This is a genomic window from Paramesorhizobium leguminum, from assembly GCF_003217235.1.
Classification (GTDB): domain Bacteria; phylum Pseudomonadota; class Alphaproteobacteria; order Rhizobiales; family Rhizobiaceae; genus Paramesorhizobium; species Paramesorhizobium leguminum.
In genome coordinates, this window is record NZ_QJTF01000005.1 from 107108 (window position 1) to 133674 (window position 26567).

The window sequence follows — 26567 nt, forward strand, 5'->3', positions numbered from 1 at the left end:
ATCCACCGACTTGTACCGTTTGCCGGTTGCAAGGACAAGGCCAATCGAACGGCAGCGTTATCGGGATATTAAGCAACGGCGAACAGCCGCTGCTCCCTCTTGACAGTCCCCCTCCATCGCTCCTAAATGCCCTCGCATCGGTGGACGGGGCTGTAGCTCAGCTGGGAGAGCGCGTCGTTCGCAATGACGAGGTCAGGGGTTCGATCCCCCTCAGCTCCACCAATGTTCCATCATTCCCGCTTAATTTTCCAAATGCCTTTTGATTTTAGAGCATGATCCCGAAAAGTTGCAGACTTTTTGGATAAGATTATGCGGCTAAAACAAAGACTTAGAGCGGGATGCCCGATTCAACTTAATTGCACACCGCTCTAAAGCGCCGAAGCACTTATGCACGAGCTTTTGGATTCCGCGCGCGTAATGCCATCTCCAAAAAGCAAGAAGCCCCGCTGCGGTAAGGCAGCGGGCTTCTTCATTTCAGCGGTTATATCAGCTCTGGCTTACCAGGAAACCTTCAGGCCGGCATTGCCGTTGACCTTGTAGCTGTCGGCGAAGTTTTCCAGGCTGGTGTCGACGGAGACCTCGCCATAGAGAGCGTACTTGCCATCGGCCCAGCTGTAGGTGCCGCCGGTGCCGATGCCGCCCCAGGTGCGGTCGTTCTTGCTGGTGAAGGCCACGCCGTCCACATACGTCTTGGAGCCGTCCATGAACTCGTGATGCAGATTGGCGATGGCGTAGACGGTGGTCTGCACCTTCTTGCCATCCGCGCCCATCCAGCCATTGCCGTATTCGGCAGCGATGCCGAGGCGACCCTTCAAGCTTTCATCCGCATCCTGCGACACGCCCACGCCGAACGTATCGGTGAAGCCGTCGAACTCGACGGACGACCAGGAAAGCTGTGCCTGCGGGGTGAGCGTCCAATGCGGGTCAATCGCGAAGCGCTTGCCCGTCTCGACGCTCAAGGCATAGCCGAAGCCGTCATTGCCCTCAGCAAGCGTGCGGTTTGCTGTGTCGGAGCCAAGATCGCTCTGGTACCAGGTCGCCTGCGCCTGACCGTCGACATAGAGACCATTGTCACCATACCACGTCAGCGTGCCGCCGACACCGTAACCGTCGATATCAACCGTGCCGTCGCCGGATCCGGAGCTGATATCCGCCTTGGCGTTGCCGTAATGCACGGTCACGCCGCCGATCACGCTGCCGGCTTCGTTCTCATAGAGCTTGCCGTCAACGCCGGCCTGCATCTTGTAGGTATCGACATCGTACTTGGACCCGGTGGTGGATTCCGGCTCGAAGCGGCCATGCGAACCTTCGATGCGGCCCCAGACAGTGGTCGCCGTTTCGGTTGCCGCACCGGCTTCCGGCGCAGGCGTGGCTTCCGCCGGACCGTCACCCTGTGCAATTACCGGATTGGCTGCGCCGCTCCAGTAACGGTTGCCGACGCGCTGCTGCAAGGTGCCCACGCCGTTAAGCTGCTGTGCCGCGCCGCCAAGCGCTTCGTAGACTGGCACACCGGCCTGGTAGAGCGGATCCCCGGTCTCGGTCGTCGCGGAACGCAGATACCAGTCGCCGTCATTTGGATCGGTGACGCCGCCCTGATGGAGCTGATAGACGTAAGCCCCGCCCACTACGGCCTGCTCGCCGTTCACCGCATAGTCGCCCTGCAGCGAGAACTGGCCGTCCGACGCGACGCCGACATCGACAAGCTTGATGCCTTCGACTGTCTGCGCACCGAGGCCGCCGCGATTGGTCACAGCGAGAACGCCCGTACCGGAAGTGCTACCCTCGACAACCAGACGATCGGTCGCGGAATTGTCTCCGCCAAGCACGGTGTCGAGATAGATCGTGCCGCCATTGCCCACATAATCGCCGGTAACGGTGAGCGTAGTGCCCGCCGCGCCATTGCCAAGTCGCACATTGCCGGCATTGGAAAGCGTCTTGAGCGTCTGGTTGTAGCCGGCGAGGTCCAGCGTCGCGCCAGTATCGACGGTGACGCCGGAGGTCGTGTTGAGGATGTCGGCCGCACCTGCCTTGAGCGTGCCGGCCTTGACATTGGTCGCGCCGGTATAGGTGTTGGCGCCGCTGAGCACGGTGGTGCCGGAGCCGATCTGCTCGACACTGCCAGTGCCGCTGATCACGCTATTGAAATTAGCGACATCCGAGCGGTTGAAAGCGAGTTTGGTGGAAGTACCCCTGAGCATGACATCGCTTGCAACGCTGCCTGAGGCGCCCCCGTTACCGATCTGCACGGTGCCCCCACGGATATCCGTGATACCCGCATAGGTGTTGTCGCCGGCAAGTGTCAGCGTGGCGTCGCCCGTCTTGACGAGATAACCATCGCCGGAGACGACGCCCGTCAGCGTCAGGTTGGCGTCCGTCTGAATCCCGCCATTGTCGGCGGTGACCAGAACATTGCGCGCCGAGGTGAAGGCGCCCGTGTTTCGCAGCCAGCCATTGTCGAGCGTGATGCCGCCCGTCGCCGCGCCGAGATTGGCGTCGGACGAGACCGAAACGAAACCAGACTTTATGATCGTGCCGCCGGCATAGGTATTGTTGCCGGTGAGCGTCAGTGTGTTGCCGCCCGTCTTGGTGAGGGAGCCTGGGCCAGAGATCACGCCGGTGAGCGTCAGGTTGGCGTCCGTCTCGAAGGTTCCACCGTTGGCGAGCAGTACGACATTGCGCGCCGTCGTGGTAAAGGCCCCCGTGTTCTCGAGCGTGCCGCCATTGTTGAGCCAGATACCGCCCGTCGGCGCGCCGAGATTGGCATCGGACGCAACTGAGACCTTGCCCCCGTAGATCGCCGTGCCATTCGCATAGGTGTTGTTGCCGGTAAGCGTCAGCGTACCGTTGCCCGTCTTGATGAGAGCGCCCGCGCCGGCGATCTCGGAGGACGCCGTGACGTTGAAGCCATTGGTGTCGATTGTCCCGTTGCTTCCACCGATATAGAAATCATCGCCCGTGAAGCCGTCGATGAAGTTCTCGTTATTAGAGAGCGCGCGCAACATGCCGCCATTGAGGTTGACCTGCGCGTTGCCTGCGCCGCGCGTCAACGCGGTCGTCTCCAGCACGCCATTCGATGCGATATTGAGCGTTCCGGTCGAACTCCCTGCTACGGTCGTGCCGCCTTTGGCTGTGACAGTGCCGCCGTTCTGGATGTTGACCGTACCGGTGCCGGCCATGCCGATATTCAACGGTCCGCCGACAGTCCACTTCGATCCGGCCCCGGTAACGTTTACCGTGCCGGTCGCTCCGGCAAATTCGCCGACAAATGCGCTGCCGGCGCTCGTCATCGTGCTCTGGTTCGTAATATCGAGCTTACCCGTCCCATAGCGACCGATGACGGTCCATGAGGCGTCCACAGTGACGGAGCTATTATTTGAGACTACCATCTCACCCCAGCCATCGCCGACAAACAGGGCTCCGCCCATCGTCAGCTTCGACCCAGTATTGATAACGAGTTTGCCGTCCGCTTCGATGGCGCCGACACCGCCAGTCGCTCCGACACTAACGCCACCCGTTACCGCCAGAGTGCTGCCATTCTGGATAAGGAGATCGCCGTCCCAATATCCCGTCTCTACAAGGCCGATGGACAGGGAGCCCACTGCCGCATTCTCCGCGCCGGTGACGCCAAGAATGGTGCCTGGTATGTCTTGACCCGTAGTAACGGAGTTGATCGTCACGGCATCAGCGGAAGTCGGCGCCGCGCCGCCAGTCCAGCTGCCGCCACTTGTCCAGGCAGTGCCTGCGGCTCCAGTCCATGTCACGTCAGCAGCCGCGGCCGGCTGCGCCAGCGCCAGTGCGAGCGCCAGTCCAGAAGTCGTGGCCAGCAGGTGGCCAGCATTCCGCTGTTTCATCATGCGTCCTCTCAAAAGCTTCCCCACCGAGCCAATTTTCGGCGAGCCATCTGCGCCGCTAGCAGGCGCCTACGATTCGAGCAATGGCCCCAAATGTCCCACCAAACTTGCCGTCGGGGAACGCAGGGGAGGCCGACCGGGACGGCGGTACGGCCGCAAGGTATATATGGAAAAACAAAGAGAATACTTATAGATGGAGATGAGGGAGAGCTGCTTCTACAGAATACCCGGCGCCGGATTTTAGAGATGATCGGACCAATATTAAGGCTAGCTAAACTTAAAAAGCGATAGAAGCAACTGAGCGCCTACCATCAGGTATGCCATAAAATAATAATTTAGTAATTTATTTTATTTTGCTTAACTAAATTACCCCGTCGATTTCACGTCGTGGCAAAACCGCAACAGCTTTCCAGGAAATGAGCTCGTACGCCGAGCCTTGCTTTCAACCTCGTTTCCTGGAATTTCGATGCCTGGCGTCCTTACCGTGAGTGCGCCTCGCCGGGCAATGCCATCTGCTTTTGCATCCACGTGTATTTTTTAGATTTTTATTCCAAAGGATGAACCTTCGGTGAACACGCGAAACTAGGTTTTTCCGGTTGTTCGCCATACTATCGGGAAAGACGAAATCAGGGAGACGATCTCATGACCAAGCCCTCAAGGAATACAGCGGGTCGCGGCCGCGTTTATGATTCCATTCTCGATACCATCGGTAACACACCGCTCGTCCGCATCGACACGTTCGCCAAAGAAAAAGGCGTCGAAGCCAATTTGTTGGCCAAGCTGGAGTTCTTCAACCCGCTGGCGAGCGTCAAGGACCGCATCGGCCTGGCGATGATCGAGGCGCTGGAGGAGTCCGGCAAGGCCGTTCCGGGCAAGACGACGCTGATCGAGCCCACTTCCGGCAACACCGGCATTGCGCTCGCCTTCGCCGCCGCCGCCAAGGGCTATCATTTGATCCTGACCATGCCCGAAACCATGTCGATCGAGCGGCGCAAGCTCCTGAAACTTCTGGGTGCCGAACTGGTGCTGACCGAGGGGGCAAAGGGCATGAAGGGCGCCATCGCCAAGGCCGAGGAGCTGGTGGCCGAAAACCCCGATGCCATCATCCCGCAGCAATTCGAGAACCCGGCAAATCCGGAAATCCATCGCCGCACCACGGCAGAGGAAATCTGGAACGATACCGATGGCGAGGCCGACATTCTGATTTCCGGCATCGGCACCGGCGGCACCATCACCGGCGTCGGGCAGGTGATCAAGGCGCGCAAGCCTTCCTTCCGGGTGGTCGCAGTCGAACCGAAGGATTCCCCGGTTCTTTCCGGCGGCAATCCGGGACCGCACAAGATCCAGGGCATCGGCGCCGGCTTCGCGCCGAAGATTCTGGATACAGCGATCTATGACGAAATCGTGCAGGTTTCCAACGACGATGCCTTCGCCAACGCAAGGCTTCTTGCCCGTCTTGAGGGCATTCCCGTCGGCATTTCCTCAGGCGCAGCGCTGACAGCAGCGGTGGAGATCGGCAAGCGCGCGGAAAACAAAGGCAAGAACATCATCATCATCATCCCCTCCTTCGCCGAACGCTATCTCTCGACGGCATTGTTCGAGGGGCTGGAGGGGTGATGGCAGTGAGCAGTGAGCAGTGAGCAGTGAGCAGTGAGCAGTGAGCAGTGAGCAGTGAGCAGTGAGCAGTGAGCAGTGAGCAGTGAGCAGTGAGCAGAATAAGAAATAGCCGCAGGAGCCAATAGTTTTTCTGCTTACTGCTTACTGTTTACCGCTCACTGCTCACTTCTTTTCCATCAATGCCTTGTCCGCGCCGCGCAGGCCGGTCCCGGTCCGCGCATGTAATGGCGTTCGGGCCGATAGCTCGGCGCCAAGAATTCACGAATAACGGTTGCGCTATGGCGCAGCTGCACAAGAATGGTCATCGCCCTGTCCTGTATAAATTTGAAATTGGCTGTCCTTTGCGTGGGGAATACCCGTCCGCGACTGCCTTAAAGACAAATTTAACGGTTAAAGGTGAACACCAAGTGAATTCGCAGGGTTAATAATACGTAACCGCTGCTGCCGAGTAAACGTTGAGATTCTACCGGGTGGGGACCGGCTGCTCGCCCCGATAATCGTAGAAACCCCGCCCGGACTTGCGGCCAAGCCAGCCTGCCTCGACATATTTCACCAAAAGAGGGCATGGCCGGTATTTGGAATCGGCAAGCCCTTCGTAAAGCACCTGCATGATCGACAGGCAGGTGTCGAGCCCGATGAAATCGGCCAGTTGCAGCGGCCCCATCGGATGATTGGCACCGAGCCGCATAGCCGTATCGATGGCATCGACGGAGCCGACGCCTTCATAAAGCGTATAGATCGCCTCGTTGATCATCGGCAGAAGGATGCGGTTGACGATGAAGGCTGGGAAATCCTCTGCCACCGTGACCGTCTTGTCGAGGCTGGTGACAAAGGTGCGGGCGGTCTGAAACGTCGCGTTCTCGGTGGCGATGCCGCGCACCAGTTCCACCAACTTCATCACCGGGACCGGATTCATGAAATGTATGCCTATGAAGCGCTCCGGCCGGTCCGTGGTGGAGGCAAGGCGGGTGATCGAGATCGATGACGTGTTGGTGGCCAGCAGCGCTTCCGGGTTGAGGATCGGGCAGAGCTGAGCGTAGATCTTGCGCTTGACGGTTTCGTCCTCGGTCGCCGCTTCGATGGCGAGATCGACGCCTGCAAGCTCCTCCATCTTCGCTGCCATGCGGATGCGCGCAACAGCCTCGCGGTGGTCCTTTTCTTCCAGCTTGCCGGAAGAAACCTGCCGCGCCATGTTGCCATTGATCGTGGCGATTCCGTTTTCCAGGCGCTCCAGCGAGGCATCGTGCAGGAGCACATCATAACCGGCAATCGCGCAGACATGCGCAATGCCGCTGCCCATCTGTCCCGCTCCGATAATGCCGATCTTCTTGATGGTCGCGCCCATATTTCCACCCGTGATGTTTTTGTTTTGTGAATTGCAAAGTAAATGGCCGGAGTAGAATTCGTCTACCCCGGCCATCATAATTTAATCGGTGCGTTAAAAAAGCCTCAGAGCGCCTTTTCGAGCTGCGGCAATATTTCGAAGAGATCGCCGACGATGCCATAATCCGCCACCTGGAAGATCGGCGCTTCCTCGTCCTTGTTGATCGCGACGATGACCTTGGAATCCTTCATGCCCGCCAGATGCTGGATCGCGCCGGAAATGCCGCAGGCGATGTAAAGGTCCGGCGCCACAACCTTGCCGGTCTGCCCAACCTGCCAGTCATTCGGCGCATAGCCCGCATCGACCGCAGCGCGGGAAGCGCCGACAGCGGCGCCGAGCTTGTCGGCGACGGGCAGGATGACTTCCTTGAACTTTTCCGAAGAACCAAGTGCGCGACCGCCCGAAATGATGATCTTCGCCGAGGTCAGCTCTGGACGGTCGCCGCCGGAAAGCTTCGCCTCGACGAATTTCGAAAGGCCCGGATCGCCAGCCGCATCGACCGTCTCGATCGATGCCGAACCACCCTCGCCAGTTGCCTGAAACGAGGCCGTGCGCACGGTGATCACCTTTTTGGCATCCGTCGCCTGCACCGTTTGGATGGCATTGCCCGCATAGATCGGACGCTTGAACGTATCAGGCGATACCACCTCAATGATGTCGGAAACCTGCATCACGTCGAGAAGAGCGGCCACGCGGGGCAGGATGTTTTTGGCCGAAGTGGTCGCCGGCGCGATGACCGTATCGTAATTACCGGCGAGCGAGACGATGAGCGCCGCCGCCGGCTCCGCCAACCGGTTGTCGAGCGCATCGCTGTCTGCAAGCAGAACCTTGGTGACGCCCTTGAGCGTCGTCGCCTGATCGGCGACGGCTTTCGCGCCCTTGCCGGCAATCAGCACATGCACGTCGGAACCGATGGCAAGGGCCGCGGTGAGCGCTTTGGCGGTCTGGTCGGAAAGGTGCTGGTTGTCGTGTTCGGCAACAAGAAGAATGGCCATTATTTTGTCCTTGTCCGTAATTTTTTAAAGTACGCCGTCAGCCTTGAGCTTCTCGACCAGTTCTCCAACCGAGCCGACCTTGACGCCCGCCTTGCGGCCGCCCGGCTCCTCGGTCTTCAACACCTTCAGGCGCGGCGCAGTATCGACGCCGTAATCGGCTGCTGTCTTCTCGTCGAGCGGCTTCTTCTTGGCCTTCATGATGTTGGGCAGCGAGGCATAACGCGGCTGGTTCAAACGCAAATCCGTGGTGACGATAGCCGGCAGCTTGATCTCGACGGTCTGCAACCCCCCGTCAACCTCGCGGGTAACCTTCGCCGCACTGTCGCTGAGTTCCACCTTGGAAGCAAACGTACCCTGACTCCAGCCGAGCAGGGCCGAGAGCATCTGCCCGGTCTGGTTGGCATCGTCATCGATCGCCTGCTTGCCGAGAATGACGACCTGCGGCTGTTCCGCCTCGACCACGCCTTTCAGAATCTTCGCCACCGCGAGCGGTTCAACCACACCATCAACCTTGACGAGGATGGCGCGGTCGGCGCCCATGGCGAGCGCGGTGCGCAACGTCTCCTGCGCCTGCGCCGCTCCGATGGACACCGCCACGATCTCCTCGACCTTGCCGGCTTCTTTCAGGCGGATCGCCTCTTCCACGGCGATCTCGTCGAACGGGTTCATCGACATCTTCACATTGGCGAGTTCGACACCGGAGCCGTCGCTCTTCACCCTGATCTTGACGTTGTAATCGACGACACGCTTAACAGCGACGAGCACTTTCATGCGCTGACCCTTTCGAATGAACTCTGGAGCATGGTCCCGAAAAGTTGGCAGACTTTTCGGATAAGATCATGCGGCTGACAATGATATGCCTTGTGAAAAAGGAAGAACCGGGGCGCGACCGTAATTGCGATTGACGTGCACGTCAATCGCTGTTCTTCGACGGACGCTCAGCGGTTTTTTCCCGGCACCCATAGCACATCGCGCGCACCATTATCATTAGCCGCGCGGGCCGCGACGAACAGGAAATCGGAAACCCTATTGATATAGTGCAACGCCGCCTCGGTGACTTGTTCTCCGGGCTTGCTCGCAAGCTCCACCATGATGCGCTCGGCCCGCCGCGAAACCGTGCGCGCCAGATGCAGCGCTGCGGAGGCAGGCGTACCGCCCGGAAGCACGAAGGAACGCAAGGGGCTTAAGCTGGCATTCAGTTGATCGATTTCGGCCTCGACGCGCAACACTTGCGCCTCGATGATACGCAAAGGTTCGTAGGCGAGCGGAGTTCCGGTATCGGGCGCGGAAAGATCGGCGCCAAGATCGAACATATCGTTCTGGATACGCGCCAGCATGCCGTCGAGTTCCGGGTTGCTTTCGCCTGTATGAAGCCGCGCCAGGCCGATGCAGGCATTCGCCTCGTCCACCGTGCCATAAGCCGCGACGCGCAGGTCGCTTTTCAGCCGCCGTTCGCCATTGCCAAGCCCCGTCGTCCCGTCATCGCCGGTGCGGGTATAGATCTTGTTCAGCCTGACCATGTGTCTTCTCCCGGTTACGGTGTATTGGCATGGCGGGCAAAGTATACCGCCGCCACGATCAGCGCCACGGCGATGAATTGCAACAGCACGCGCAGCTGCATCATCTTGTTGGAGAAATTGCCGTCGCCTCCGCGCATCATATTGCGCAGGCCGATGAAAAGAACGCAGGCGACAGCCAGCATGACCACTATCGCCGCTATCTCGAACAGAAAGTCCATTTTCAATTCCTTTCCGGTATTCCTATTACTATGATCGAAATGGCGCGCCAAAAGGAACTGTCGATGAGCCAAACCCGAACGTTTCTGTGGCAGGTTTTACGCGATGCGTTCGGCCATTTCTATGCCGATGATGGCTGGGCTTTCGCCAGCCATATAACGCTTTCAGGGCTGATGGCGCTGTTTCCCTTCCTGATATTCGCCACCTCGCTTGCCAGCTTCCTGGGCGCCAACGCCTTTGCCGATACCGCCGTCCATGTCATTTTCGACACCTGGCCGGCAGCTATCGCCGGGCCGATTGCCGGCGAAGTGAAGAATGTACTGACGGTGCAGCGCGGCGGCCTGCTGACGGTCAGTGTGCTTGCGGCAGCCTATTTTGCCTCCAACGGCATCGAGGCGCTGCGCATTGCATTGAACCGCGCCTATCGCGTCACCGATACCCGCTCCGTCATCTTCCGCCGCCTGCAGAGCCTGGGCTTCGTGATCGTCGCCACGCTGGTCTTGACCGCGATCAGCATCCTGCTCGTGCTAGCACCCCTCGCCGTTCGGCTGGCCGAGCAATGGTTTCCGGCGATCGCCCCCTATACTGGAAGCCTCAATCTCTGGCGTTATGCCATCGCAATCGCGGTTCTGGTGCTGGGGCTGCTCGTCGTCCACCTCTGGCTCCCGGCGGGCAGGCGCGGTCTTTACGACATCCTGCCCGGCATCGTCCTGACCCTGCTCGCCTGGTTGATCGGCTCGATCGTTTTCGCGCAATATCTCGAGACCTTCGCCAACTATGTCTCGACCTATGCCGGTCTCGCCTCCATCGTGGTGGCCATGGTCTTTCTGTATATCGTCGCGGCGATCTTCATCATCGGCGCGGAAATCAACGCCGCTATTCTGCGCTATTCCCGCGCGAAACGGAAGGATTGAAAACTCAAGCCTTTGACCGTCGCCAGCGCCACGCCGAATGTGGTGATACACATGCCGATCAGCTGGATAAAGTTCAGCGTCTCGCCGAAGAGGAAATAGGCCATCAGCGCCGTCGTCCCAGGCACCAGATAGAATAGCGAGGCGACCTTCGACACCGCTCCTTCCCGGATCAGCACCATCAGCAGCAGCACCGCGCCGATGGAAAGCACCAGTACCAGCCATGCCATGGCGAACAGGAGCCAAGGCGACCAGATGACTTCATGCGTCTCGAACAGCAGGCTAGCCGCGCCGGTGAGGGCGCCGGCGGCTAGATATTGCACGGTCGTGCCGGTCTTCACATCCACCTGTCCGACAAACCGCTTCTGCCACACGGTTCCAAGGCTGATGGCGAACACGGCCAGAAACATCACCCCGATGGTCACCGCATTGATCCCGCCCGAATCGAACGAGAATTTCGGCCAAAGCACCATGACGACGCCGATGAAGCCGATGGCGAGGCCGGCCCAATGCCGCGCTTCGATCTTTTCCTTGAGCACCGCCCCGGCGATGAGCGTGGTGATAAGCGGCTGCAGGCCGACCACCAGCGCCGACATGCCCGCGGGCAGCCCGTGATGCACGGCCCAGAAGAGGCCTGAGAGATACGTGCCGTGGATCAGGCAACCGGCGACGCCGGCATGAAACGCGCCGCGACGGTTCGGCCATGGACTGCCGCTTGCCAGCGCCCATACGCCCAAGATCGCCGCGGCGATGAAAAACCGCACGGCCATGAAGCCGAAGGGCTCGGCATAAGGCATCGCATAGCCCGCGCCAATGAAGCCGGTGGCCCAGAGGAGGACGAAAAGCGCGGGAAAGTATTTGACGGGCATGGGTACGTCTTTCAGAGCAAGCCCAGAGCGCGGGACTGAATTCCCCGGAACTTGCACAAACAAAGAGTGATTCGTCCTGCCTTTATTCCGCCCGCTCCCTGCAAGCCAGTTCATTATTTTGATCGCAGCATTCACTGGAAGAATGATGGGCTTCTTGCAACATCCCGCTGCCTCTGCCATCTCATGGCCATGAGTGATCAATCACATCCCATCACCATCTATGTCGATGCCGACGCCTGTCCGGTAAAGGACGAAGTCTACCGCGTTGCGGAGCGTCATGGGGTGAAAGTTTATGTCGTCGCCAACAGTTTCATTGCTATCCCGCGCGATCCGCTGGTCGAGCGCGTCATCGTACCTGCAGGTCTCGACGTCGCCGACGATTGGATCGCCGAACGCGCCAGGCCGGGCGCCATCGTCATCACCGCGGATATTCCGCTGGCAAGCCGGGCAATTAATGCCGGCGCCGCGGCGATCGCTCCCAATGGCCGCGCTTTCACTTCAAGCTCCATCGGCAACGTCCTCGCCACGCGCAATCTCATGGAGGGCTTACGCTCGGCAGGACAGATCACCGGCGGCCCGCCACCCTTCGCCGCCCGCGACCGCTCGGCCTTCCTGTCCGCACTCGACCTCGCCATTATCAGGCTGAAGCGGGCCGGTTTTATCGTATAAAGCGCGCTACTCGTTCATCACCCGCGCCGCATCAATCAGCTTCCTGGCATCGTCTCCCGCCCAGTCGGCCGGACCGTTCATCGCGGCAATCTGGCAGCCGTCCTTGTCCACCAGCATTGTTACCGGCAGGCCAAAGGCGAGGTTCTTCTTTTTCAGCTCGTTGAAAACACCCATCGTCGGGTCCCGATAGAGCTTGAGCGAATGAACACCCGTTTCCGCCAGAAATGCCTTCGGCTTGGTATCATCCCCGGTATCGATATTGATCGCGACCACCTGGAAATCGTCGCCGCCCTTCTCCGCCTGCAGCTTGTCCAGCGCCGGCATCTCCTCGCGGCAGGGCGCGCACCAGACGGCCCAGAGATTGACAAGCAGCGTCTTGCCTTTGAAATCAGCCAGCGTCATCTTGGCGCCATCGGGCCCGGTAAAGCTCAAATTCTGCACCGGTTGCGGCGTCTCGGCGGCGCGCATTGCCGCCACCGATCCTGTGGCCGCGGCGTCGAGCGCCTTCGCGGCGTCCGCCGTCAGCGCGCATTGACCGCTTGCTGCAGCGGCTTCGACATTGCCAGAGGGCCGCTCCATCACGTATACCGCGACGGCGCCTGCGATGAGCCCCGCGAGACCGGCAAGAAGGACGATCCGTCCGCTTCCACGTTTTTCGGCTTTGTCGTTTGCGTTGCCCGTTGCCATGTTGATCTTCCCGTTTCCTTTTTGAAGGCTTCGACCATGACCGAACAAAAGTCCAGCAATGAGATGTGGGGCGGGCGCTTCGCATCCGGTCCAGACGCAATCATGGAAGAGATCAACGCCTCGATCGGCTTCGACCGTAAGCTCTACGCGCAGGATATTCGCGGCTCGCTCGCCCATGCCGCCATGCTTGCCGAGACCGGCATAATTACGGCGGAGGACCGCGACAAAATCACCGATGGCCTGAACGCGATATTGGCCGAGATCGACAGCAGGAAATTTGTCTTTTCGCGCAAGCTCGAAGACATTCACATGAACATCGAGGCACGGCTGGCCGAGCTGATCGGCCCCGCCGCCGGACGGCTGCACACCGCGCGCTCGCGCAACGATCAGGTGGCGGTGGATTTCCGCCTTTGGGTCAAGGATGAACTGAGCCGAACAGCCGCCGCGCTGAAAAAGCTGATCGAGGCGCTTCTCGCTCGCGCCGAGGAACATGCCGCGACGGTGATGCCGGGCTTTACCCATCTCCAGACGGCTCAGCCGGTGACCTTCGGCCATCATTGCATGGCCTATGTCGAAATGTTCGGTCGAGACCTCTCCCGCGTCCGCGACGCTATCGAACGGTCAGACGAATCGCCGCTTGGCGCCGCCGCGCTCGCCGGAACCGGCTTTCCCATCGACCGCCATATGACGGCCAATGCACTCGGCTTCCGCGAGCCGACGCGTAATTCGCTCGACAGTGTTTCCGACCGCGATTACGCGCTGGAGTTCCTGAGCCTCGCCGCCATCTGCGCCACGCATCTCTCGCGCTTTGCCGAGGAAATCGTCATCTGGTCGACGCCGCAGTTCAATTTCATCCGGCTCTCCGATGCCTTCTCCACCGGCTCGTCCATCATGCCGCAGAAGAAGAACCCAGACGCGGCGGAATTGGTCCGCGCCAAGACCGGTCGCATCACCGGATCGCTGGTCGCGCTGCTGACCGTGATGAAAGGCCTGCCTCTCAGCTATTCCAAGGATATGCAGGAAGACAAGGAGGCCGTCTTCGACGCCGCCGGGACGCTTGAACTGGCGCTTGCCGCCATGACCGGCATGGTCAGCGACCTCACCGTCAACACCGCATCGATGAAAAAGGCCGCCGGCTCCGGCTATTCGACAGCCACCGACCTTGCCGACTGGCTGGTGCGCGAACTCGGAATGCCCTTCCGCGAGGCGCATCATGTGACCGGGCGCGCCGTGGCGCTTGCGGAAAGCCGCAAATGCGACCTGGCGAAGTTGCCGCTGGAAGAACTGCGATCGATCCATCCCAGCATAAACGAGGCTGTCTTCGGCTTCCTCACCGTGGACAAATCGGTCCGCAGCCGCAAATCTTTTGGGGGCACCGCGCCCGAGCAAGTCCGCAGCCAGATTAGATACTGGAAAAAGCGCATCGCCAAAGCGTGAGAACAACCGAAAGCGGGGTGCAATGAGCCCGCTTTTCCGCTAGACAAGTATCATCTCAAACATTGGGTTCAGGACCAACCGCATGATCAGCCGTTTCTCCATCTCGACCCTTCTTATCGCAGCCTCGCTGGTAAGCGCGCTTTCGGCTTGCGGTCGCCGCGGCCCTCTCGAACCGCCGCCATCGGCTGTCGTCACCGATGAAAACGGCCACACCCAGCCGAAGCCGAAAGAGGACAAGCCTTTCATCCTCGACAAGCTGATTCAGTAGCGGCTCCGGCGGAAAAAGCCGGATCGGCAAGGCAAAAAGAGCACCAACACCTTGAACCATTTCGATTATCGGGACGGCGTGCTCCACGCCGAGAATGTCAGCGTCGCGGATATTGCGCGCGCGGTCGGCACACCATTCTATTGCTATTCGACCGCCACGCTGACGCGCCATTACCGCGTCTTCTCGGAAACTTTCGCCGATATGGACGCGCTGGTCTGCTATGCGCTCAAGGCCAATTCCAACCAGGCGGTGCTCAAGACGCTGGCGAAGCTCGGCTCCGGCGCGGATGTCGTCTCCGAAGGCGAATTGCGCCGCGCGCTGGCCGCCGGCATTCCGGCGGACAAAATCGTTTTCTCCGGCGTCGGCAAGAAGGCCGGCGAGATGGATTTCGCGTTGGCTAGCGGCATCCGCTGCTTCAACGTGGAATCCGAACCGGAACTGGAGTTACTCTCCGCCCGCGCCGTCGCGGCGGGAAAGGTTGCGCCGGTCTCGCTGCGCATCAACCCCGATGTCGATGCGCGCACACACGCCAAGATTTCCACCGGCAAGGCGGAAAACAAGTTCGGTATCCCCCGCAAGCGCGCCCGCGAGGTCTATGCGCGGGCGGCAAGCCTGCCGGGCCTTCGCGTCACTGGCATCGACATGCATATCGGCAGCCAGATCACGGAACTGCAGCCGTTCGACGACGCCTTCGCGCTTCTGGCCGAACTGGTCGCCCAGTTGAAGGCGGATGGCCATGCGATCGCGCATGTCGACCTTGGCGGCGGGCTCGGCATCCCCTACCGCACGGACAACAACCCGCCTCCGCTGCCGGATGCCTATGCGGCCATCGTGCGCAAGCATATCCGCCCGCTAGGCCTGAAAACAATATTCGAGCCGGGAAGGCTGATTGCCGGCAATGCGGGCATTTTGGTTTGCGAAGTCATCTTCGTGAAGGAAGGAACTGCCCGAAATTTCATCGTCGTCGACGCCGCGATGAACGATCTGATCCGCCCAACGCTCTATGACGCGTTCCACGATATCCGTCCGATCAAGGCCCCGGCGAACGACCAGCGCCGCATTCGCGCCGATATCGTCGGCCCGGTCTGCGAGACCGGCGATTATCTGGCGCAGGATCGTGACCTGCCCTATCCGGCGCCGGGCGATCTCCTCGCCGTAATGACGGCGGGCGCCTATGGCGCCGTGCAAGCCGGCACCTACAACACCCGGTTGCTGGTGCCCGAAGTGCTGGTCGATGGCGACCGCTATCATGTGGTGCGCCCTCGCACCGGCTATGACGCGCTGATCGGCCTCGATTCCGTGCCGGATTGGCTTTGATCCCAAAAATCCGTGCGGCCATTAGCTGTTGCCGATTTATTGATAGTTTCGTGAGCAAAGTCTCGTCTTTGCCACGATAAGTCTATATCTTTGGGGCAGCTTTGGAGAGGCGAGCATGGCTGATCGGCCCGATGACAGCCCCGGCATGGAAATGACGACGACGGTGAAACTCGCCGCCGCCCGTCGTGCTGCCTTCCTTTCCATGAGTTTTGAGCGCCTGTGGCCGCTCGTGCTGCCGCTTCTCGCCCTCGTTGCGCTTTTTATCGCCATTGCCTGGTTCGGCCTGTTCCAGCGCATGCCAGGGTGGCTGCATATTGCCGCGCTCGGGGTTTTCGGCATTGCGGGCATCGCCGCGCTCTATCTGCCCACACGCCTCCGCCTCCCGGCGCAAGCGGAAGTGGACCGTCGGCTGGAAGCCGCCAACCTGCTCACCCATGGGCCGATTTCCCTCCAGACCGACGCGATTGCTGCAGGAGATCACGATCCTTTCACAAGCGCACTCTGGGATGAGCACCGCCGTCGCATGGCGGAAAAACTGCAGAATTTGCAGAGCGGAATGCCGCGGCCACACATTCCGGAACGCGATCCTCTGGCCTTGCGCGCTGCCGTTGCGCTGTTCTTCGTCACCGCCTTTGCCTATGCGAGCGGGCCGGAAGGGGGCAGTCTTTCCGACGCCTTCCGCATCCGGCTCGGTGCTGGCGGTCCAGCGCCACGTGTTGATGCCTGGGTGACGCCGCCGCGCTATACCGGCCGCGCACCGGTCTTTCTCACCGCGCAGGAGAACAGCGGCGAAGCGAGCTTCACGGTTCCGCAGGGCAGCGTCCTCGCGGCGCGTGTGATTGGGGGAACCGGACGCGAACAACTCACCGAAACCAGGGCTGACGGAACCGAACTTGAAATTCCCGCCACAGAAGGCGGCAATCCTACCACCGAAAACGCCAGAAATTTCCAGTTTCCCCTGAAGCAGGCGACCGAAGTCAGCCTTTCCGGCGGCGATGCCAAATGGTCGTTCACCATTATTCCCGACAAACCACCCATGATCCGCTTCATCAAGGAGCCTGGCCGCGCGTTGAACGGAACACTGGAGCTTGCCTATTCCATCGATGACGATCACGGGGCGACCAAAGGTCATGCAGAAATCATCGAGGCAGAAAGGCCGGCCACAAACGCCCGGCCGCTCTTCCACGCCCCGGAGGTACCGCTCGTCCTGCCGCGCCGCGGAACCAAGGATGCAACCGCCTCGCAGGATATAACCGAGCATCCATGGGCCGGATCGCAGGTTCGCTTGACACTGGTGGCCCAGGACGATGCCGGGCAGGAAGGCCGCAGCGAGACGAAGACCTTCACCCTGCCGGAGCGCCCCTTCGCCAATCCGCTCGCCCGCGCCGTGGTCGAACAGCGGCGTATGCTGGCGCTGGACGCCAACAGCCAAGATCAGGTGCTCGACATGCTGAGCGCAATCACGCTGCGCCCGGAAGATACGATCAGGAACGCGACGCATTATCTGGTGCTCCGCAGCGTCCAGTCCCGGCTGAAGCTCGCTCGCAATGACGACCAGTTGCGCGATGTCGCCGCCTACATGTGGCAGGTGGCGCTTGGCATCGAAGACGGGCAACTCTCGGACGCGGAAAAGCGGCTGCGGCAAGCGCAAGAGGCGCTGAAACAGGCGATCCAGAACGGCGCCAGTCCCGAGGAGATCGAAAAACTGATGGCCGAACTGCGTCAGGCCATGCAGCAATTTCTCAAGGAATATGCCAAGCGCCAGCAGCAAAGCCCTTATGCCGCGCCAATGGACCCGAACGCGCGGGTGCTCACGCAAAAAGACCTCGACCGGATGATGGAGCAGATCGAGAATCTGGCGAAGCAGGGCTCGCGCGATTCGGCTGAGCAGCTTCTCTCGCAGCTCGAAAACATGATGAACAATCTGCAGATGGGGCAGAGCCAGCAGGGACGGCAAGGCCAGCAAGGGCAAGACCCGATGCGCCAGCAGATGAACAAGCTCTCCGATATCATGCGCCGCCAGCAGGAGACCATGAACGAGACCTCGCGCCTGAACCGGGAGATGCAGGAACAGGAAGGCAGCGAGGTTCCGGATGCAGGCAAGTCCCAGGAGCTGGCGGAGGCCATGCGCAAGCTGCAACAGGGCCAGGGCCAGCTGCAATCGGAACTCAACGAAATGATGAACGGTCTCAAAGGCATGGGGCTTGAGCCCGGCAAGGAGATGGGCGAAGCGGGCCAGTCGATGGGTCGCGCCGGTGAGGCGCTGGGGCGCGCTGAAGGCGGCGAAGCCACCGACCAGCAATCGAACGCGCTCGACGCCCTCAGGCGCGGCGCGCGCGAAATGATGAAGCAAATGCAGGAGGCGATGGGGCAAGGCGGCTCAGGGGGGCGCCCCGGTCAACAATCGCCGGGTGGCCGCGATCCGCTTGGGCGATCGATCGGTCAGGATGACAGCGTCAAGATTCCCAACGGGACCGACATTCAGCGCGCCCGCCAGATTCTGGAAGAAATCCGCCGCCGCCTTGGCAATTCGCTCAGCCCGCAGCTGGAGAAGGAATACCTGGAGCGGCTGCTGAAGTTTGATTGAGGGGATACGGCTCGCGCCCTCCTTCCCCCTTGCGGGGATTGAGGAGTGTTCGGCCGAAGGCCGAGGAAAAGCCAACGATTTGGCTTTTCCAGCGACGAACCCCGCGTAGCGGGCGGATGGGGGTGGTGACAGTTCGCTTTTTCTGACGACGCCGCGCACGCGTCACCACCCCCACCCGACCCTTCGGGTCACCCTCCCCGCAAGGGGGAGGGAGGGCGCGAGCCCCGCTTATCCCCTCACCCATCCTACGAACGGCAATTGCCGGAAGGCATGGGCCACATCCATGCCATATCCCACCACAAAATAATCCGGACACTCGAAACCTTTGAAATCAGCCTCGATTGCGGCCTTACGGCGCATCGATTTGTCGAGGAGCACGGCGAGCGAAACGCTGCGCGCGCCGCGCTTCAACATCAGGTCGCGCAGGAATTCCAGCGTCTTGCCCGATTCGAGGATATCGTCGACCAACAGCACGTCCCGTCCTTCCACATCGCTATCGATATCACGCAACAGCCGCACCTCGCCGCTTGTCGTGCCCGTCCCGTAGCTCGAGACTGTGATAAACTCGAGATGCGGCTCGACGCCGACCTCGTGCATGGCGCGGATGAGATCGGCAGCGAAGATGAATGATCCTTTCAGAACCGAGATCACCAGGAGATCGGAAAAATTTCGGTCCGCGATCTGCCCCGCCAGTTCATGGTTGCGCGCCGCGATCTCTTTCGCGCTGAAAAGAACTTCAATAGTCTTGCCGCCAACCTCAGGCATCGATTTTATTCCCGCTTTGCGTTTCCGCCTGCCATAGAGCAAATCCAGGAAAAGTGCGAAACGGTTTTCCATTCGGACTCGCAAAAAGCCAAAATTTAGACCGGTTTCACGATTCAATCGAAAGAGGGGCCGCTTTAAAACATTTTTGGCCGGATGGATGGAAACCGGAAAGCTTAACCGACGATTAACCATAGCGCTCAATGACCATTCCGTTTTATGAGCTAGGATCAGTGAGATGAAGTCCGGGACAATGCAAACGTGATTCGCTTCGAGAATGTCGGACTGCGCTATGGCATGGGGCCTGAGGTGCTCCGTGACGTCAGTTTTCGTATCCCCCCTCGCTCCTTCCAGTTTCTCACCGGCCCCTCCGGCGCGGGCAAGACATCGCTCCTGCGGCTCCTGTTCATGGCGCTGAAGCCGACGCGCGGGTTGATCAACGTTTTCGGCAAGGATATCGCAACGATCGACCGCAGCGAACTGCCGCTGTTGCGCCGCCGCATCGGCGTGGTGTTTCAGGATTTCCGCCTGCTCGATCATATGACGACCTATGAGAATGTCGCGCTGCCCTTGCGCGTGCGCGGCAAGGAGGAAGCCGTCTATCGCGCGGAAGTCGAGGAACTCCTGGATTGGGTTGGGTTGGGAGAACGCATGCGTGTGCTGCCCCCGGTGCTTTCCGGCGGCGAAAAGCAGCGCGCGGCGATAGCCCGGGCCCTGATCGATCAACCGGAAGTCCTGCTTGCCGACGAGCCGACGGGCAATGTCGACCCGCCCCTCGCCCGCCGCCTCCTGCGGCTTTTCGCTGAACTGAACCGCTCCGGCACTGCCGTGATCATCGCCACGCACGATCTGACGCTGATGGACCAGGTCAGTGCCCGCCGCATGATTCTCGATCAAGGGAGGCTCAACATCTATGAATGAAGTGCTTGAGCGCCTTGAGCTTGCCCGCGATGCCGTTTTCCAACTGGTGGAACGATGGCGCGGTGCCCCAACCCAGTCGCCGATCGTGCCGGGCGGCAATGTCGCCGGCACGGCGCTCATCATTGTCATCGCAATCATGACCTTCCTCGCCTGCCTGACATTTGGCGGCGTCAGCCTCGTTCGCGATTCGGCCGCTGCCTGGCAGAGCCAGATTTCCAAGGAAGCGACGATCCAGATCAAGCCGGTCGAAGGCGAGGACATGGAAGCACTTCTGGCCCGCGCCGCAAAGATTGCCGAAGGCTTCGCCGGCGTCACATCGGCGCGCATCGTCGACCGGGACGCGACCGCCCGCCTGCTCGAACCATGGCTGGGATCCGGGCTTGATATAGAGGAACTGCCGGTACCGCGGCTGGTGGTCGTCTCGATCGACGAGGAATCCCCGCCCGATTTCGACATCTTGCGGGCCGAACTTGTGCGCAGCGTGCCGGGTGCGAGCTTCGATGACCACCGTACCTGGGTGGATCGCCTCGTCTCCATGGCGCGCACCACGGTGCTGATCGGCATGAGCGTGCTCGCTCTCGTCATCGCAGCGACAGTGCTGACCGTCATCTTCGCCACCCGTGGCGCCATGGCAGGCAACGACCATATCATCGAGGTATTGCACTTCATCGGCGCGGAGGCGCGCTTCGTCGCTCGCGAATTCGAACGCCATTTCTTTCGCACCGCGTTCAAGGGCGCGCTCTGCGGCGGCGGCGTGGCCGTTCTGGTGTTCCTGATGGTCTCATGGTGGTCGTCGCGTAATCTGGCCACTCCCGAGGCTGACCAGGCAGCGGCGCTCTTCGGCAATTTCGCCATAGGCCGTGGCGGTTATCTGGGCGTCGCGATCATTATTCTGCTCGTCAGCATCCTGACCATGATAACGACGCGCCTCACCGTGATCACGCAACTAAAGGAAATGGACAGTCGCGGTTCGGAATCCAGCTGAAGCGCGATCCGGCAAGGTACGTCCGGGTGAAATTTTGTCGCGCATCTGCAATCACCGCTGTTACATGCCGCATTTGCCTAGTATGCTTCCGCGATGGAAACGCATTTCGCCTCGGTCGCGCCAGTGGAAGAAGGCCACCGCGCGCATCAAGTTGAAGCCAGCGTGCGGTCTTTGCCCGAAAATCGGCAGATTCTCGGGGCGCCCGATATGTCGGTTCAATGTCCCTCACAGGCCTCCGATGGCAACCGTCGCCTACCGATCCGTATCATGACCCGTCTCATCGCCCGTCTGCGCAAATTGTTCCAGCCCGTCACCTTGCTATTGTCGCTGCTCGTTCTCGCCTTCGTCATTGGGTTCTTTGCCTTTAGCGAGATGGTCACCAATATGCGCGAGCCGAAAGCCGTAGAGGCCGCGGACGGCATTATCGTCCTGACCGGCGGGCAGGCGCGCATCGAAACAGCGGTCGATCTTCTTAAAGCAGGCCTGGGAAAGCGGCTAATCATCAGTGGTGTTCATCCATCGACGAAAAAGCAGACCCTCATGCGTGTCACGGAGGCCGATGACGCTCTCTTCAATTGCTGCATCGATATCGACCGCTCCGCACTCGATACGGTGGGCAACGCCACGGAAAGCGCCAAATGGGTCAAGGCCCATGGCTATAAGCGCATTATCGTCGTCACCAGCAATTACCACATGCCGCGCAGCCTGGATGAATTGTCGCGCGCCATGCCCAATGTCGCGTTCGTCCCCTATCCGGTGGTCAAGACCGAGCTCAACGATAACAGCTGGGTCAAGCAGGGCGATGCACTGCGCGTTCTGATGATCGAATATATAAAATATCTCCGGTCCATGGCACGGGCGTTTTTTCTGGAACCTCACGCCACCGGCGGCTGATACATCTGGAAACGCGCTGTGACCTGGGCTATCGATGGCCCGTATCTTCTCGGGGTCGGGATCGGCGCGTGCTCACCATCATTCGTTCACTGCTGTTCAATGCGGCATTCTACATCAGCATCATCATCCAGATGATCGTGCTGACACCTGTCTATTTTCTCATGCCGCGCAGACAAGCCTGGATCGTGCCGAAGAATTGGGCGAGGTCCAATCTCTGGCTGCAAAAGAAGATTGCCGGTACTGACTATGTCATCGAAGGATTGGAGAACATCCCCGAAGGCGCCTATATCTGCGCGCCAAAACATCAGTCTTTCTGGGATGTTTTCGCCTTTCTGCCGAAACTCGACGATCCTGTGATGATTCTGAAGCGGGAACTGATGTGGATTCCGCTCTTCGGCTGGTATGTCGCCAAAATGCGCATGATTCCGGTCGATCGCGGCAGCCGCGCAGTCGCGCTGCGCTCCATCACGCTCGGCGCGAGGAAGGCTGTTGCCGCTGGCCGTCAGATTCTCATCTATCCGGAAGGCACACGCCGGCCCCCCGGCGCTCCGCCGCAATACAAACATGGCATTACCCATCTCTATGCCGACCTTGGTCTGCCGGTGGTGCCCATCGCCCATAATGCCGGCCTTTACTGGCCTCGTCGCAAATTCCGCCGCTATCCCGGCACGATCCGCTGCCGCGTCCTCCCGCCCATCGAGCCCGGCCTCGATAAGGAAACGTTCCTGAAACGCCTGATCGAGGTGACGGAAGCCGCCTGCGACGAACTGCTTATCGCGGCGGCAAAAGACAAGAATCCGCCGCCGATGCCGCCCACAGCGATCCAGAGACTTAAAGAGCTCGGCGTCGAACTCCCGAGCGCCTAAATTGAGGTGAGCCCCGCGAGCAGCGCTGCCACGTTTTCCAGCCGATGATCGCGGATGCCCATCTTGCGCAAGTGATCAACCGTGCTCATGACATATTCCGTGTTGGCGCCGGACTGACCGGATGCCCTACCCACGATTGCCGCCGCCTCGATTGCCGGCAGAGCGCCCGCATACTGCCGGTGGCTGCGGTCAGCGACATAGGCAAGCGCAGTGACCTGACGCCCGTCGGCAAGCCGCAACGGAAGATGTTTTTCGACATACACGTTATTGATCATTTCGCGGGCTCGCAAATAGACGAGCACTTCATCCATAAGCTCGCCCGGCACACGAAAGGCAAGGCCAAGACATGACCCGCCCCGATCCAGCCCCAGCACCAGGCCGGGCTGTTCCGGCGTGCCGCGATGAACGTTGGAATGGATACAAAGCGCTCTTCGGTAGCCATGAAGAAGGGCGCGAGCTGTTTCCATATGGGCAAAACCTGGCTTCCACATCAAGGAACCATAGCCAAACACCCAAAAATCGCTCATATCCATTCCATGTGCTAGCATCTAGACGTAGATGCCGAATGAAGCTGTATCAGAATGTGATAACGAGGCCATCTTCATGCCGTCAAGCGTCTCATCGGTGAGAAAAGGGAAAGGCTGGCTGGTTCTGGCCGCCGCCGCCTTTATCGGCGCCGCGAGCTATACTGCGGGCTGGTTTTATGCCTCCGGCAAGCTCGAAGAGCGCGCCACGGCCGATCTGGCTGGTCTTGCAGCCAAGGGCATTTCCGCGAATTGCGAAAATCTGCACATTTCGGGCTATCCCTTCCGTCTCGATGTCACCTGTGACAGTATTTCCTGGCAACGGCCCAATGCCGGCATTTCGTTTCAAGCCGGACGCATACGTTCCGGGTCGCCGATCTATGCGCCGCGCAGCCTGACAAGCGAAATCACCGGCCCCGCCTTTGTCGGCCTTCCTGGGATAAAGCCGCTTGAACTGAGGTGGGACCGGCTGATATCGAGCGCCGAGCTCATCCGTACGCTACCCTCGCGCATCACCACCGACGCCAAGGGCCTCAGCATCGGGGTGCGCGGTGAGGCGACCAGCGCGATGCCGCTTGCCCAAATCGCCGATTTGCATCTGGAAGCAAGCGGTTCCGAGGGCCCGCTAGAGGCAAAGGCGACCTTCGCCGGTCTATCGCTTTCCGACGCCGCAATCGGCAAGATCGCGGTGCCGCCGCTTTCCGGAACGGCCGATGTACAATTTTCCGACGCGGCAAGCCTGCTGCGCCCGCAGCCCGGACCGGTCGAAGAGCGCCTTCGCGGGCAGTCCGGCGCGATCAAGAAAGCTGTTCTTTCGCTCCCCTCAGGCGGATCGCTGACAATTTCAGGCCCGTTCTCCATCGACGATCAGGGGCTGATCGATGGCAAATTCCGTTTGAGCCTTATCAATCCCCCCGCGCTGGCCGAGACGGCGCAAACCCTTTTCCCCGAGCAGAGGCGCAACATCTCCACGCTGCTCTTTGCTCTTTCAGCCATGCCGAAGGATGAAAACGGCGCGCCGACCATCACCGTCAATGTCAGCCAAGGCAAGGCGACGGCAGGGTTCATCCCGCTAGGGACGCTCCCCGCCCTTTGAGAGTGTCGCAGACTGGCGGCCGAAATCGGGCGCATCCACTTCCTGCCCCGCCTCGATGATGCCGCGTCGCACCGCGCGCGTACGCGTGAAGAGATCGAACAAGGCGTCGCCGTCACCCCAACGAATGAGACGCTGCAGCGAGGCGAGATCCTCGGAGAACCGGCCCAGCATCTCCAGGATCGCATCCTTGTTGTTGAGGCAGACATCGCGCCACATCGTCGGGTCCGACGAGGCAAGCCGGGTGAAATCGCGGAAGCCGGACGCGGAATATTTGATCACTTCCGACTTCGTCACCTGTTCCAGATCGTTGGCGGTGCCCACGATATTATAGGCGATGAGGTGCGGCAGGTGCGAGACGATGGCCAGCACCAGATCGTGATGCTGCGGGTCCATCCGGTCCACCCGCGAGCCGCAAGCCTCCCAGAAGGCCGCGAGCTTCGCGATTGCCTGTTCGTTCGTTTCCGGCAACGGCGTCAGGATGCACCAGCGGCCGGTGAAGAGCTCGGCGAAGCCGGCATCGGGTCCGGAATATTCCGTGCCCGCTATCGGATGGCCCGGAATGAAATGAACATTCGCCGGCATCTCCGGCTGCATCTGCGCGATGACGGACGCCTTGGTGGAGCCGACATCACTGACGATGGCGCCATCCTTAAGACTACCCGCGATCTCCTGCGCCACCAGCCCCGAGGATCCGACCGGCACCGAAACGATCACCAGATCGGCGCCCTTCACGGCCTCGGCATTGTCGGTGGTGTAGCTGTCGCCCAGCCCCAACTCTTCGGCCCGCTTCAGCGTTTCAGCACTGCGTGTAGCGATGGCGATGTGGCCAGCCAGCCCCTCGCGGCGGATGACCCGCGCCAGCGAGGAACCAATGAGACCGATACCGATCAGTGCGATCTTTTCAAAATGAACTTGCGCCATGATTCTACTTCAAAAATTCGGTGAGGGCGGCAATGACGCCGCGATTGGCCTCTTCCGGGCCGACGGTCAGGCGCAGCGCATTGGGAAACCCGTACGCCGTGACGCGGCGCAGCACATAGCCTTGCGCGGTGAGATAGGCATCCGCCTTCTCAGCTGATTTCTCCGGATCGTTCTGGTCAAAATGAACGAGCAGGAAATTGGCGACCGAAGGCGTGACCCGCAAGCCCAGCGCGGTCAACTCCGCCTCCAGCCAGCCCAGCCATTGCGCATTATAGGCGACCGACTTTTCCACATGCGCACGGTCGCGAATGGCCGCAGCGCCAGCCTCGATCGCCGCGCTGTTCAAGTTGAACGGCCCTCGCAGCCGCTCGACCGCGTCGATCACATGGACGGGCGCATACATCCAGCCGATGCGCAGGCCCGGAAGGCCGTGAACCTTCGAGAACGTGCGCGTCATCACCACATTTTCATTGGCGGAGACGAGCTCCACCCCCGCCTCGTAATCGTTGCGGCGGACATATTCACTGTAGGCCGCGTCGAGCACCAGCAGCACGGTTTTCGGCAGCCCAGCATGAAGCCGCCGCACCTCCTCGAAAGGCAGGTAGGTCCCGGTCGGATTGTTCGGGTTGGCGATGAAGACCGCCTTGGTGCGCGAAGTGACCGCTTCGAGAATGGCATCGACATCGACGCGCTCGTTCGTTTCCCTCACCGTCACCGGCGTCGCGCCAGCGGCCAGCGTCTGCACCTTATAGAGCAGAAAACCGTGTTCGGTGATGATCGCCTCATCGCCCGGCGCCAGATAAGCCTGCGTCAGATAGCTCAGAAGCTCGCCCGAACCGTTGCCGCACAGGATGTTGGCGGGGTTCAACCCTTGCGTCTCGGCAATGGCCTCCCTCAATGCCTTGGCCTGCCCATCCGGATAAAGGGTGAGTTGCGGCTCCACGGCCCGATAGGCCTCGATCGCATGGGGGCTCGCGCCCAGCGGGCTCTCATTTGCGGAAAGCTTGTAGACCTTCGCGACGCCCGGCGCGCTTCCCTTGCCGGGAACATAGGCCGCGATGTCGAGAACACCGGGTTTCGGGCGGGGACGGTTGAGCGAAGTCATCGTAATGGTCCTGCTGGATTTGAAGGCCACCATTTAGAGCAGGATGGAATCAAATGGGAACAGGCATCCCGCTCTAAATCTTTGTTTAGCCGCATGATCTTATCCGAAAAGCGTGCCAACTTTTCGGGATCATGCTTTAGCCCATCGGTTTCATTGACGCAAAGG

24 protein-coding genes and 1 tRNA gene are annotated in these 26567 nt (G+C 60.4%); 13 read left to right on the plus strand and 12 right to left on the minus strand.

Features of this window, described 5'->3' with window-relative positions; all coding sequences use genetic code 11:
- Window positions 1-146: 146 nt before the first annotated feature.
- Window positions 147-222 (plus strand) — tRNA-Ala (locus C7477_RS05960).
- Window positions 223-497: 275 nt separating this feature from the next.
- Here the strand turns inward: C7477_RS05960 and C7477_RS05965 are convergent.
- Complete coding sequence (locus tag C7477_RS05965; protein WP_110750035.1) at window positions 498-3854, minus strand: autotransporter outer membrane beta-barrel domain-containing protein; 3357 nt, start codon at window positions 3852-3854, stop codon at window positions 498-500.
- A 639-nt stretch (window positions 3855-4493) separates the two neighbouring features.
- Between C7477_RS05965 and cysK the strand changes: the two genes are divergently transcribed.
- Window positions 4494-5468 carry a cysteine synthase A gene (gene cysK, locus C7477_RS05970; RefSeq protein WP_110750037.1) on the plus strand — a complete coding sequence of 325 codons (975 nt, stop codon included), beginning with the start codon at window positions 4494-4496 and terminating at the stop codon, window positions 5466-5468.
- A gap of 463 nt (window positions 5469-5931) precedes the next feature.
- On the opposite strand, the gene C7477_RS05975 is transcribed toward cysK, so the two are convergent.
- The 5 genes from C7477_RS05975 to C7477_RS05995 form a co-directional block, all read right to left on the minus strand.
- Window positions 5932-6813 (minus strand): 3-hydroxybutyryl-CoA dehydrogenase, encoded by an 882-nt coding sequence (locus tag C7477_RS05975; protein WP_110750039.1) that lies wholly within the window; start codon window positions 6811-6813, stop codon window positions 5932-5934.
- A 104-nt stretch (window positions 6814-6917) separates the two neighbouring features.
- On the minus strand, window positions 6918-7847 hold the full coding sequence (locus C7477_RS05980) for an electron transfer flavoprotein subunit alpha/FixB family protein (RefSeq protein ID WP_110750041.1): 930 nt from the start codon (window positions 7845-7847) through the stop codon (window positions 6918-6920).
- Between the two features lie 24 nt (window positions 7848-7871).
- Entirely contained in the window at window positions 7872-8618 is a 747-nt protein-coding gene (locus C7477_RS05985) for an electron transfer flavoprotein subunit beta/FixA family protein (RefSeq protein ID WP_110750042.1), read from the minus strand.
- Between the two features lie 167 nt (window positions 8619-8785).
- Window positions 8786-9367, minus strand: coding sequence for a cob(I)yrinic acid a,c-diamide adenosyltransferase (locus C7477_RS05990; protein ID WP_110750044.1), 582 nt, complete (start codon window positions 9365-9367; stop codon window positions 8786-8788).
- Between the two features lie 14 nt (window positions 9368-9381).
- On the minus strand, window positions 9382-9585 hold the full coding sequence (locus tag C7477_RS05995; protein WP_110750047.1) for a twin transmembrane helix small protein: 204 nt from the start codon (window positions 9583-9585) through the stop codon (window positions 9382-9384).
- A 63-nt stretch (window positions 9586-9648) separates the two neighbouring features.
- On the opposite strand from C7477_RS05995, the gene C7477_RS06000 reads away from it, so the two are divergent.
- Window positions 9649-10497, plus strand: a complete 849-nt coding sequence (locus C7477_RS06000; protein ID WP_110750265.1) for a YihY/virulence factor BrkB family protein — start codon at window positions 9649-9651, stop codon at window positions 10495-10497.
- On the opposite strand, the gene C7477_RS06005 is transcribed toward C7477_RS06000, so the two are convergent.
- Window positions 10470-11363: a DMT family transporter gene (locus C7477_RS06005; protein WP_110750049.1), complete on the minus strand. Its 894-nt coding sequence runs from the start codon at window positions 11361-11363 to the stop codon at window positions 10470-10472. The genes C7477_RS06000 and C7477_RS06005 overlap by 28 nt on opposite strands.
- A 189-nt stretch (window positions 11364-11552) precedes the next feature.
- Between C7477_RS06005 and C7477_RS06010 the strand changes: the two genes are divergently transcribed.
- Entirely contained in the window at window positions 11553-12032 is a 480-nt protein-coding gene (locus C7477_RS06010) for a YaiI/YqxD family protein (protein ID WP_110750267.1), read from the plus strand.
- 6 nt (window positions 12033-12038) lie between these two features.
- Here C7477_RS06010 and tlpA read toward each other — a convergent pair whose 3' ends face one another.
- A complete protein-coding gene (tlpA, locus tag C7477_RS06015; protein ID WP_110750051.1) occupies window positions 12039-12719 on the minus strand; it encodes a thiol:disulfide interchange protein TlpA in 681 nt (226 codons plus the stop codon).
- A 36-nt stretch (window positions 12720-12755) separates the two neighbouring features.
- Between tlpA and argH the strand changes: the two genes are divergently transcribed.
- From argH to C7477_RS06035, 4 genes are all read left to right on the plus strand, one after another.
- Complete coding sequence (gene argH / locus C7477_RS06020; RefSeq protein ID WP_110750053.1) at window positions 12756-14156, plus strand: argininosuccinate lyase; 1401 nt, start codon at window positions 12756-12758, stop codon at window positions 14154-14156.
- A gap of 82 nt (window positions 14157-14238) precedes the next feature.
- Window positions 14239-14424, plus strand: a complete 186-nt coding sequence (gene lptM, locus C7477_RS06025; RefSeq protein ID WP_110750055.1) for an LPS translocon maturation chaperone LptM — start codon at window positions 14239-14241, stop codon at window positions 14422-14424.
- 51 nt (window positions 14425-14475) lie between these two features.
- Window positions 14476-15741 (plus strand): diaminopimelate decarboxylase, encoded by a 1266-nt coding sequence (gene lysA, locus C7477_RS06030; protein WP_110750057.1) that lies wholly within the window; start codon window positions 14476-14478, stop codon window positions 15739-15741.
- A gap of 115 nt (window positions 15742-15856) precedes the next feature.
- Window positions 15857-18328 (plus strand): TIGR02302 family protein, encoded by a 2472-nt coding sequence (locus C7477_RS06035; RefSeq protein WP_110750059.1) that lies wholly within the window; start codon window positions 15857-15859, stop codon window positions 18326-18328.
- Between the two features lie 228 nt (window positions 18329-18556).
- Here the strand turns inward: C7477_RS06035 and hpt are convergent, their stop codons facing one another.
- Window positions 18557-19093, minus strand: coding sequence for a hypoxanthine phosphoribosyltransferase (gene hpt / locus C7477_RS06040; protein ID WP_110750269.1), 537 nt, complete (start codon window positions 19091-19093; stop codon window positions 18557-18559).
- 258 nt (window positions 19094-19351) lie between these two features.
- On the opposite strand from hpt, the gene ftsE reads away from it, so the two are divergent.
- The 4 genes from ftsE (at window position 19352) to C7477_RS06060 (ending at window position 22756) form a co-directional block, all read left to right on the plus strand.
- Window positions 19352-20011: a cell division ATP-binding protein FtsE gene (ftsE, locus tag C7477_RS06045; RefSeq protein ID WP_110750061.1), complete on the plus strand. Its 660-nt coding sequence runs from the start codon at window positions 19352-19354 to the stop codon at window positions 20009-20011.
- Window positions 20004-20996: a cell division protein FtsX gene (locus C7477_RS06050; protein ID WP_110750063.1), complete on the plus strand. Its 993-nt coding sequence runs from the start codon at window positions 20004-20006 to the stop codon at window positions 20994-20996. Before ftsE ends, C7477_RS06050 begins: the two co-directional genes overlap by 8 nt.
- A gap of 267 nt (window positions 20997-21263) precedes the next feature.
- A complete protein-coding gene (locus tag C7477_RS06055) occupies window positions 21264-21890 on the plus strand; it encodes a YdcF family protein (RefSeq protein ID WP_110750271.1) in 627 nt (208 codons plus the stop codon).
- A gap of 68 nt (window positions 21891-21958) precedes the next feature.
- A complete protein-coding gene (locus C7477_RS06060; RefSeq protein WP_110750065.1) occupies window positions 21959-22756 on the plus strand; it encodes a lysophospholipid acyltransferase family protein in 798 nt (265 codons plus the stop codon).
- On the opposite strand, the gene C7477_RS06065 is transcribed toward C7477_RS06060, so the two are convergent.
- On the minus strand, window positions 22753-23283 hold the full coding sequence (locus C7477_RS06065; RefSeq protein WP_110750067.1) for a gamma-glutamylcyclotransferase: 531 nt from the start codon (window positions 23281-23283) through the stop codon (window positions 22753-22755). The two genes, C7477_RS06060 and C7477_RS06065, sit on opposite strands and share 4 nt — an antisense overlap.
- Before the next feature lie 76 nt (window positions 23284-23359).
- Here C7477_RS06065 and C7477_RS06070 point away from each other — a divergent pair, with 76 nt between their 5' ends.
- Window positions 23360-24376: a DUF2125 domain-containing protein gene (locus tag C7477_RS06070; RefSeq protein ID WP_181418358.1), complete on the plus strand. Its 1017-nt coding sequence runs from the start codon at window positions 23360-23362 to the stop codon at window positions 24374-24376.
- Here the strand turns inward: C7477_RS06070 and C7477_RS06075 are convergent.
- Together C7477_RS06075 and hisC are read right to left on the minus strand one after the other, a co-directional pair.
- The gene (locus tag C7477_RS06075) at window positions 24353-25297 is read right to left on the minus strand and encodes a prephenate/arogenate dehydrogenase family protein (protein ID WP_110750071.1); all 945 of its coding nucleotides are present in this window, start codon (window positions 25295-25297) and stop codon (window positions 24353-24355) included. The genes C7477_RS06070 and C7477_RS06075 overlap by 24 nt on opposite strands.
- 4 nt (window positions 25298-25301) lie before the next feature.
- Entirely contained in the window at window positions 25302-26402 is a 1101-nt protein-coding gene (gene hisC, locus C7477_RS06080; protein ID WP_110750273.1) for a histidinol-phosphate transaminase, read from the minus strand.
- Window positions 26403-26567: the final 165 nt, after the last annotated feature.